Raw genomic sequence first — 8,659 nt, forward strand, 5'->3', positions numbered from 1 at the left:
ATGAGCCGAGCCACGTCCCTGATACAGTCAGCACTGCTGCTTGCCGCTGCCGTGGCAGGGGCTGGCGTGGTGCTGGCCAGCCGCATGACAGACGAGGACGCGGCGCCAGTGCCCGCCGCACCGCGCGCAGTGTCCGCCGCGGCGATAAGCACCCCGGCTCAAGCCGTCCCCACCACATCTGTCACGCTGTCGCCTGCCGCGCCAGCCTGCGGCAACGCGCGCAGCATGGCGGAGTGGGAGCTGCTCAGCTCAGGCGTGGGCGGCTACCGGGAAACCGGATTCGCCGTACTGCATCACGCGCAGCGCGGCACTGTCACGGTGACCGAAGGCGTGGACTTCGACCATGGCGTAGTCCTGCAACGAGTGACGGCGGACGGCGTACAGCTGCGTTGCGGCGCCGACGTGCGCAGCCTGGCTACAACAACAGCAGTCGGCGCGACGCCCACCATGCGCTCCGCACTGCCTGATCCGGAACGTTCGGCAAGCAATTGAAAGGAGTCGCAATGAAAGAATGGATTTTCGCCCTGGCTGCATCATTGTGTTGCCTGGCCGCCGCCGGCGCACCCGCTTGCGCTGACCTGCGTGATGCTGCGGCCCTGAACCAATGCCTGGAAGGTGAGCTTGACCAAAAGAGCCGCCTCGCAGAGCAACTCGCCCACCGCGCTGCCGACGCCAAACCCTCGTTCGAAGGCCGTCAGCTCATGGAAGAATTTGCGGAATGGAGAAAGTCCTCCCTGCTGGCGTGCTCGATCGAGAGCCAGATCCAGGGCGATGCCTTGATACGCGAAATACAGCGCAAGAACTGCCTGATCGCTCGCACCGGCGAGCGCATTTACGCGAGCAGCAAGCCGCTGCCTTAAGCCAGGGCTGCGATCAGCGCTGCGTCGGCGACTTGCGTTGGGCGGATCTTGATCAGGTTGCGATAAAGCGGCGGCAGGTGACTGCAGATTTCGTGCAGTGCCTGTTCCGGCATCGCGGAGCGGACGTACTGGAACTGCGTCGGATTATTGTGCGGCAGCGCGCCCTCCATCGTCGAACCATAAGCTCCCAGCGTCATGAAACTCAACGCGCTTCCGTCCGGGCCATTGGCGAAGACGAAGGTGCCGTCTTTTGGGTGTCCAAGGTAATGACGCACTTCCGCCTGGGTCGCCGCATCGGCGCCCTCCATCAGCTTGTAACGCAACTGGGCATAAGCCCGCGTGCATTCCATGAAGGCGGTGCGGATTGCAGAGGTTTGCTGGCGTCCATGGCTGCACAGCAGCAGGTTGCCAAAGGAATCCAGCAGCGCCACCGCATCGCCATTGCCGCCTTGCGCCTTATCTCGCGCCATGGCTTGTTGCAGGTACGGCGCCAGGCCGGCATCCGGCGTGCGCGGATCGCAGCGGTAGGTCAATGCATCGGGGAAGGCGCGCTTGAGGGCGCGGACGATGAAATGGTCTTCCGGCAGCGAGGCGGGATCTTTCAGGTCCTGCTGCGGCGGATCGATATTGAACAAATCCATCACGGTGGCCGAAGTAGCCTCGAACACCAAGGAGCATAAGGCTTGCGTCGGTTCCGAAATGGTTTTCCCGATGAAGAAAGACTTCGGCACCACCCCTGCCCCGCGCCGCGAATAGGACGAAGTCCCCAGCACGGCGGGATAGGAGAACGTCCTTTCCGCTTGCGGGCGCAATGCAACAGGCAGCGACGGGTAGAACGCGGAACCGTTGTAGTTGATGCCGGCCTTGCCGTCCGGCGCCGCCGCAACCACGTTGAAGCCAGCTGCCAGGATGGCGCCCGTACACATGCAGCACGGGTCCAGCGATGTCACGATGGTGCATTCTTCGGGCGGCGGCAATTCGCGGCCCTTGGCGCGTTCGGCGAAATACCAGTCGATCAGCTGGCGCTCGCTGTGCGCGGTGGGATCGTAAATCAGGCCAAGCTTGATGACGTTATTGTGCAGCGCTTTGAGCACGGTTCCGCTGGCGTCGAGCAGGACGCCGCCGACACCGAACGTGCCCTGGCTCTTTGCTGCAATCGCTTCAGACGCCGCAATGGCGACCGCTGTTTGAACGTCGATGGCCTTCTTCACTCTTTGCTTCTTTACTTCTTAAGGTCCCAGCCACCAAAGGCTTCCGGCAGCAATTCTGCCGCAGTTGTCTCGCGGGTGTCGCCCTTCAGGTTGGCCAGCACCACGGGCAGCTGGTTGCCGCCTAGTTCCAGCGTGACCTGGCGGCAGGCGCCGCATGGGGCGATGGGGTTGTCGGTTTCGCCGACTACGGCCAGTTTGTCGAAGTCGCCTGGTTTGTAGCCTTGGGCAACGGCACTGAAGAAAGCGGTGCGTTCGGCGCAGTTGCACAAGCCATAGCTGGCATTTTCCACGTTACAGCCGTGGAAGATCTTGCCGTCTTTCGTCAGCAGCGCTGCACCTACTTTGAAGTTGGAGTATGGCGTGTAGGCTTTCAGGCGCGCGGCCTTGGCTTCTTCGATGAGTTTTTCGTTGTTCATGCATTCTCCAAAACCGGTAAATCAGTGTCTGACCCTGCGGGTCAGACACCGATTTACCGGGTTTAAGGCCGAATAGTGCGGTAGACGATCGGATTCGCCGCCGGCGCCGCATCCGCAATAGTGTACGCCGCCTGCACCTCACGTACCGCCTGCTCCGCAGCTTCCTTGGTACGCGCATGCACCATCGCCAGCGGCTGGCCCGCCTGCAACGGCTGCCCCAGCTCCGCCAAATCAGTCAAACCAACAGCAAAATCAATCGCATCAGTCGGACGGCGACGCCCGCCACCCAGCGACACCACAGCCAGCCCGATATCGCGGCAGACGGTGGACGCAGCATAACCAGCACGCGGCGCCGGAACCGGCACAACGATCGGCGCCTTCTCCAGGTGTTTATCCATGTTCTCCACCAGGTCGGCCGGGCCGCCCAGCGCCTTCACCATGCGCGAGAAGCGTTCCGCCGCCTCGCCGGAATCCAGTGCGTGCTGCAACTTGGCGCGCGCTTCGGTTTCGTTCGCAGCCAGTTTGCCCAGAACCAGCATCTCGGCGCACAGCGCCATGGTGACTTCGTGCAGGCGTGCGGGACGGAACTTGCCGGTCAGGTAATCGATCGCGCCGCGTACTTCCAGCGCATTGCCGGCCCATGGGGACAGCGATTCGTTCATATCGGTCAGCAGCGCCGAAGTCAGCGTGCCCGCGCCATTGCCTACCTTGACGATGGATTCGGCCAGTTCGACCGATTTCTCATAAGTCGGCATGAAGGCGCCGGAACCAGCCTTCACGTCCATTGCCAGCACGTCCAGGCCTGCCGCCAGTTTCTTCGACAGGATGGAGCCGGTGATCATGGCGACCGATTCCACGGTCGCGGTGACGTCGCGGATCGAGTAGAAGCGTTTGTCCGACGGGGCAAGGCTCGCGGTCTGGCCGATGATGGCGACACCGACGTCCTTCACCACTTCACGGAACTTGTCGTTGGTCGGGACGGTGGAGTAGCCGGGAATGGAATCGAACTTGTCCAGCGTGCCGCCGGTGTGGCCCAGGCCACGGCCGGAGATCATCGGGACGAAGCCGCCGCAGGCCGCGATCATCGGGCCGAGCATCAGCGATACCACGTCGCCGACGCCGCCGGTGGAGTGCTTGTCCATCACCGGACCTGGCAGGTTCAGGGATTTCCAGTCCAGCACTTCGCCGGAGTCGCGCATGGCCAGGGTGAACGCGACGCGCTCGTCCATGGACATGTCGTTGAAGAAGACTGCCATCGCCAGCGCGGCGATCTGGCCTTCGCTGACGCTGTTGTCGGTGATGCCTTTGACGAAGAATTGGATTTCTTCTTTGGACAGCACGCCACCGTCGCGTTTTTTACGGATGATTTCCTGGGGGAGGAACATTTTTTTCTCTTTTCTTTTTTACTTCCAAACCGGCAAACCAGTGTCAGACCCGCAGGGTCTGACACTCGCCAAGCGGTCTTCGCGTATCAGTGTCTGACCCTGCGGGTCAGACACTGGGGTACCGGTTTTAAACTCCGTAAGGAATCCAGATATTCTTAACCTGCGAAGCATGCGCCAGCACAACGCGCCCGCCTGCCTGCGCAGTCGAGAACCAGTCACGCCCCTTGGCGCCGCCAGTCCAGGTACGCTTCAGGGAGCCAGCCGACAGCTTCTCCACTTCCGCGCAGCCAGCAGCCGAACCATCGTGACGCCACACAGCATCCACATCCGAGTGCGAAGCCAGGGTACGCGCCAGTTCATCAGCCGAACCGGTCACGATATTCACCACGCCACCCGGCAGGTCCGACGTATCGAACACCTGGTACAAATCAGTCGCCGACAGCGGATACGCCTCCGAAGGCACAGCTACCACGCGGTTACCCACAGCGATAGCCGGCGCCACCAGCGAGATAAAGCCCAGCAGCGGATTCTCATTTGGACAGACGACACCAATCACGCCAATCGCTTCATTCAGCGCCACGGTGATACCGTGCATCGGAGGCTGGTGCGCCAGGCCGTCGTATTTGTCAGCCCAAGCCGCCCAGTAGAACAGGCGCTCGATCGAAGCCTGAACTTCCTTCTCAGCGTTCTTGGTGCCGGTCTGCGCAGCGATGCGCTCCGCGAACTCGGAACCGCGAGCCGCCAGGTTTTCAGCGATGTAGTACAGAACCTGTGCGCGGTTATGCGCAGTCGCCTTGGTCCAGCCGGTTGCCTTGTGCGCCGCTTCAACGGCGTTACGGATGTCCTTGCGGTTACCCTCGCCCACTTCGCCGAGGAACTTGCCGTCGGCGCCGTGGATGGCGCGCGAATAGGCGCCGTCAGGGCGCGCCTGCTTGCCGCCGATATACAGCTTGGCAGTGCGGTCGACTGCGAACGGATCGGTCGACGGAACGTGCTCGGTATCTGGTTTGGCAGGCTTCTTGAACGTTGGCGCTGCGGGACGTGCATCTTCCGACACCGGCACCAGATACTCGAACATGCCTTCGCGGCCGCCTTCACGGCCATAGCCCGATTCCTTGTAACCGCCGAAGCCGCAAGAGGCGTCGAACTGGTTGGCGGTATTGATCCAAACCACGCCAGCCTTGATCTGCGGCGCCATATCCAGCGCCAGCGAGATGTTTTCGGTCCAAACGCAGGAAGCCAGGCCGTACACGGTGTTGTTCGCCAACTGAACTGCTTCTGCCGGAGTACGGAAACTCATCGCCACCAATACAGGGCCGAAGATTTCAGCCTGCGCCACGGCTGCGGAAGTCGACGCGCCGGTGATCAGGGTTGGCGGGAACCACGAGCCGGTGGCAGGCAGTTCGCAGCCGGCAGGCTGGTACACCTCGCAACCTTCGGCACGGGCGGAATCCACTAGGCCGGCGATCCGCTGCTGCTGGATCGGATCGACCAGGGCGCCGATGTCCATCGATTTATCCAGCGGGGAACCGAGGCGCAGGTTGTCCATGCGCGCCTTCAGCTTTTTCAGGAAACGGTCCTGCACGGATTCCTGAACCAGCAGGCGGGAACCAGCGCAGCAAACCTGGCCCTGGTTGAACCAGATCGAATCGACCAGGCCTTCAACCGCAGCATCCAGGTCCGCGTCCTCGAAGACGATGAACGGCGACTTGCCGCCCAGTTCCAGCGACAGCTTCTTGCCGGTACCGGCGGTGGCTTCGCGGATGATGCGGCCAACTTCGGTGGAACCGGTGAAGGCCAGCTTGTCGATGCCCTGGTGGCCGACGATGGCTTCACCAGTGCGGCCGTCGCCGGTCACGATGTTCACGACGCCGGCTGGCACGCCGGCTTGCTGGCAGATGTCGGCGAACAGCATCGCGGTCAGCGGCGTGAATTCAGCCGGCTTGAAGACGATGGTGTTACCGGCTGCCATTGCAGGAGCGATCTTCCACGCCAGCATCAGCAGAGGGAAATTCCACGGCACGATCTGGCCGACAACGCCCACGGCGCGGTGGCCCGGGAATTCTTCGTCCAACAGTTGCGCCCAGCCGGCGTGGTAGTAGAAATGGCGCGCCACCAGCGGCAAGTCGGCGTCGCGGGTTTCGCGGATGGTCTTGCCGTTGTCCAAAGTTTCCAGCACAGCGAACAGGCGAGCGTGCTTTTGCATCAGGCGTGCGATTGCGTACATCACTTTCGCACGGCCATGGCCGCCCAATGCCTGCCAGCCCGGCAACGCCTTGCGTGCCGCAGTCACTGCGCGCGCAACGTCGACGGCAGTCGCCTGGGTCAGTTCTGCCAGCTGCGAACCGTCAGCCGGGTTGTAGCAAGCGAAGGTCTCGCCTGGCGAAGTCCATTCGTTGTCGATAAACAGGCCGAACTTGCGGGAGCGCTGCTCCAGCCACGCTTGCGCTTCTTTCTGGCTTTCTGGTGCAGGGCCGTAGTCCATAGTGTTGAGGATCTCGTTAATAGTTGGCATGGCGGTGTCTTCTTATGGTTGCGCGTGGCGATGGGCGGCGGAGTAGGCGCCGGTCACATGGTGCTCCAGCTGGCGCTCGATGTCGGTCAGCAGGCTCGATGCACCGATACGGAACAAGTGCGGCTCCAGCCATTCGTTGCCCAGTTCTTCCTTCATCACGGTCATGTATTGCAGCGCAGACTTGGCGGTGCTTACTCCGCCTGCCGGCTTGTAGCCCACCTTGAAGCCGGTGCGCTCGTAGTATTCGCGGATCGCGCGCACCATCACCAGCGACACTGGAATGGTGGCGTTGACGCCTTCCTTGCCGGTCGAGGTCTTGATGAAGTCAGCGCCTGCCATCATGCAGACCCACGATGCCTTGGCCACGTTTTCCAGCGTCACCAGGTCGCCGGTGGCCAGGATGGCCTTCACGTGCGCTTCGCCGCAAGCCTTGCGGTAAGCCAGCATTTCATCGTACAGCGCTTGCCAGTTGCCGGTCAGGACGTGCTGGCGGGTGATAACGATGTCGATCTCTTTCGCGCCGGCGGCGACGGACAGTTCGACTTCGCGCACCTTGGTTTCCATGCTGGTCAGGCCGGCCGGGAAGCCGGTCGACACCGCCGCGATCGGCAGGCGGCCCTTCAGCACCGCGTCGGCGTGCTGGATCATCTCGTGGTACACGCAGACGGCGCCGGTCATGAGGTTGCGTTCCTGCAGGCCCAAGGCTTCCACCAGGTCCTGGCGCAGCGGACGCATGGCCTTCATGCACAGGCGCTCAACGCGGCCAGGGGTGTCGTCGCCTGCCAGCGTGGTCAAGTCGATCAGTTCAATTGCCTTCACCAGCCATGCGGCCTGGTACTCTTTCTTGACGGTGCGGCGGTTCGCCAGCGATGCTGCGCGGCGGTCCGCGGCGGCCTTGTTCACGTGGATGTGATTCAGCCAGCCCAGATCGAGGCCGATCGCCTCGTTGCGCTTGAAGTCAGTAATGATGGTCATAGCAGGTTGGTTCCGTTGGAAAGAGGTTTCACGCCCAAATGATGCGCGATGGTCTGGCCGATGTCCGAGAAGGTCTCGGAGATGCCGAGCGACTGTGGCTTGACGCCAGGGCCGAAGAACAGCACGGGAATATGTTCGCGGGTATGGTCGGAGCCTGGCGAAGTTGGATCGCAGCCATGGTCGGCGGTGATCACGCACAGGTCGCCATCCTTCAGCTTGGCGATGAATTCCGGCAGGCGCGCATCCATCTCGTGCAGCGCGTTCGAGTAGCCGGCAACGTCGCGGCGGTGGCCGAAAGCCTGGTCGAAATCGACGAAGTTGACGAAGGTCAGCGACTTGTCGCCCGCCTCGTCCTGCGCCTGCAGCAGCTTGTCAAACAGCGCCATATTATCGGCGCCCTTCATCACGCGGCTCACGCCCTGCGCGGCGTAGATATCGCTGATCTTGCCCAGTGCGATCACCTCGCCGCCTTCGTTCTTCACGTGGTCCAGCAGGGTTGGTGCGCTTGGCGGCACGGCGTAATCATGGCGGTTCGAAGTGCGCTTGTAATCACCGTTGGCGCCGACGAAGGGACGGGCGATCACACGGCCGATGTTGTACGGCTGGACCAGCTCATACGCCTTCTCGCACATCTCGTACAGGCGCTCGAGGCCAAAGTGCTCTTCGTGGCACGCGATCTGCAGCACGGAGTCGGCGGAGGTGTACAGGATAGGCTTGCCGGTTGCGACGTGTTCATCGCCCAGCTCATTGATGATGGTGGTGCCCGAAGCGTGGCAGTTGCCCAGGAAGCCCGGCACGCCGGTCAGCTCTTGCAGCTTGTCGGTAAGCTCTTTCGGGAAGGACGGCACGGTCTTCGGGAAGTAACCCCAGTCGAACAGCACCGGCACGCCGGCGATTTCCCAGTGGCCGGACTGGGTGTCCTTGCCGGTGGATTGCTCGCGCGCCGCACCGTAAGCGCCAGAGAAACCGTCGCGCTTTGCAAAGCCGGCGGCCCACTCGCCCGACGCAGTATGCGCGGCAGCGGCCAGGCCGAGGCCTTCCATGGTTGGCAGGGACATCGGCTTGCCTTCGTTGGCCGCCCATTTCGCGATGTGGCCGAAGGTGTTGCAGGCCTGGTCGCCGTATTTGACAGCGTCCGGCGTTGCGCCGAGGCCGAAGGAGTCTAACAACAGGATAAATGCGCGGGACATGGGTGCCTCTCTCAAAACCTTAAATGCGGTGTCTGACCCGCGGGGTCAGACACCCGATACGCGGCGGCCGCCGGACCCGGTGTCTGACCCTGCGGGTCAGACACCGC

Annotated in this window: 8 protein-coding genes; 2 read left to right on the plus strand and 6 right to left on the minus strand. The window is 62.5% G+C overall.

The window, feature by feature from the left end:
* Positions 1-492, plus strand: a complete 492-nt coding sequence (locus AC1RTP_RS14700) for a hypothetical protein (RefSeq protein ID WP_498608364.1) — start codon at positions 1-3, stop codon at positions 490-492.
* Positions 493-503: 11 nt separating this feature from the next.
* Positions 504-860, plus strand: coding sequence for a hypothetical protein (locus tag AC1RTP_RS14705; protein ID WP_498608365.1), 357 nt, complete (start codon positions 504-506; stop codon positions 858-860).
* Here the strand turns inward: AC1RTP_RS14705 and AC1RTP_RS14710 are convergent.
* From AC1RTP_RS14710 to AC1RTP_RS14735, 6 genes are all read right to left on the minus strand, one after another.
* Positions 857-2,071 (minus strand): nucleoside deaminase, encoded by a 1,215-nt coding sequence (locus AC1RTP_RS14710; protein WP_498608366.1) that lies wholly within the window; start codon positions 2,069-2,071, stop codon positions 857-859. The genes AC1RTP_RS14705 and AC1RTP_RS14710 overlap by 4 nt on opposite strands.
* 11 nt (positions 2,072-2,082) lie before the next feature.
* Complete coding sequence (locus AC1RTP_RS14715; RefSeq protein ID WP_498608367.1) at positions 2,083-2,487, minus strand: cytidine deaminase; 405 nt, start codon at positions 2,485-2,487, stop codon at positions 2,083-2,085.
* Positions 2,488-2,549: 62 nt separating this feature from the next.
* A complete protein-coding gene (deoA, locus tag AC1RTP_RS14720) occupies positions 2,550-3,872 on the minus strand; it encodes a thymidine phosphorylase (protein WP_498608368.1) in 1,323 nt (440 codons plus the stop codon).
* Between the two features lie 127 nt (positions 3,873-3,999).
* Positions 4,000-6,387 (minus strand): aldehyde dehydrogenase family protein, encoded by a 2,388-nt coding sequence (locus AC1RTP_RS14725; protein ID WP_498608369.1) that lies wholly within the window; start codon positions 6,385-6,387, stop codon positions 4,000-4,002.
* Positions 6,388-6,399: 12 nt separating this feature from the next.
* On the minus strand, positions 6,400-7,362 hold the full coding sequence (gene deoC, locus AC1RTP_RS14730; protein WP_498608370.1) for a deoxyribose-phosphate aldolase: 963 nt from the start codon (positions 7,360-7,362) through the stop codon (positions 6,400-6,402).
* Positions 7,359-8,552 (minus strand): phosphopentomutase, encoded by a 1,194-nt coding sequence (locus AC1RTP_RS14735; RefSeq protein ID WP_498608371.1) that lies wholly within the window; start codon positions 8,550-8,552, stop codon positions 7,359-7,361. The genes deoC and AC1RTP_RS14735 overlap by 4 nt, the downstream gene beginning before the upstream one ends.
* Positions 8,553-8,659 lie beyond the last annotated feature (107 nt).

The sequence above is a fragment of the Pseudoduganella sp. GW821-FHT11H04 genome (genome assembly GCF_058807935.1).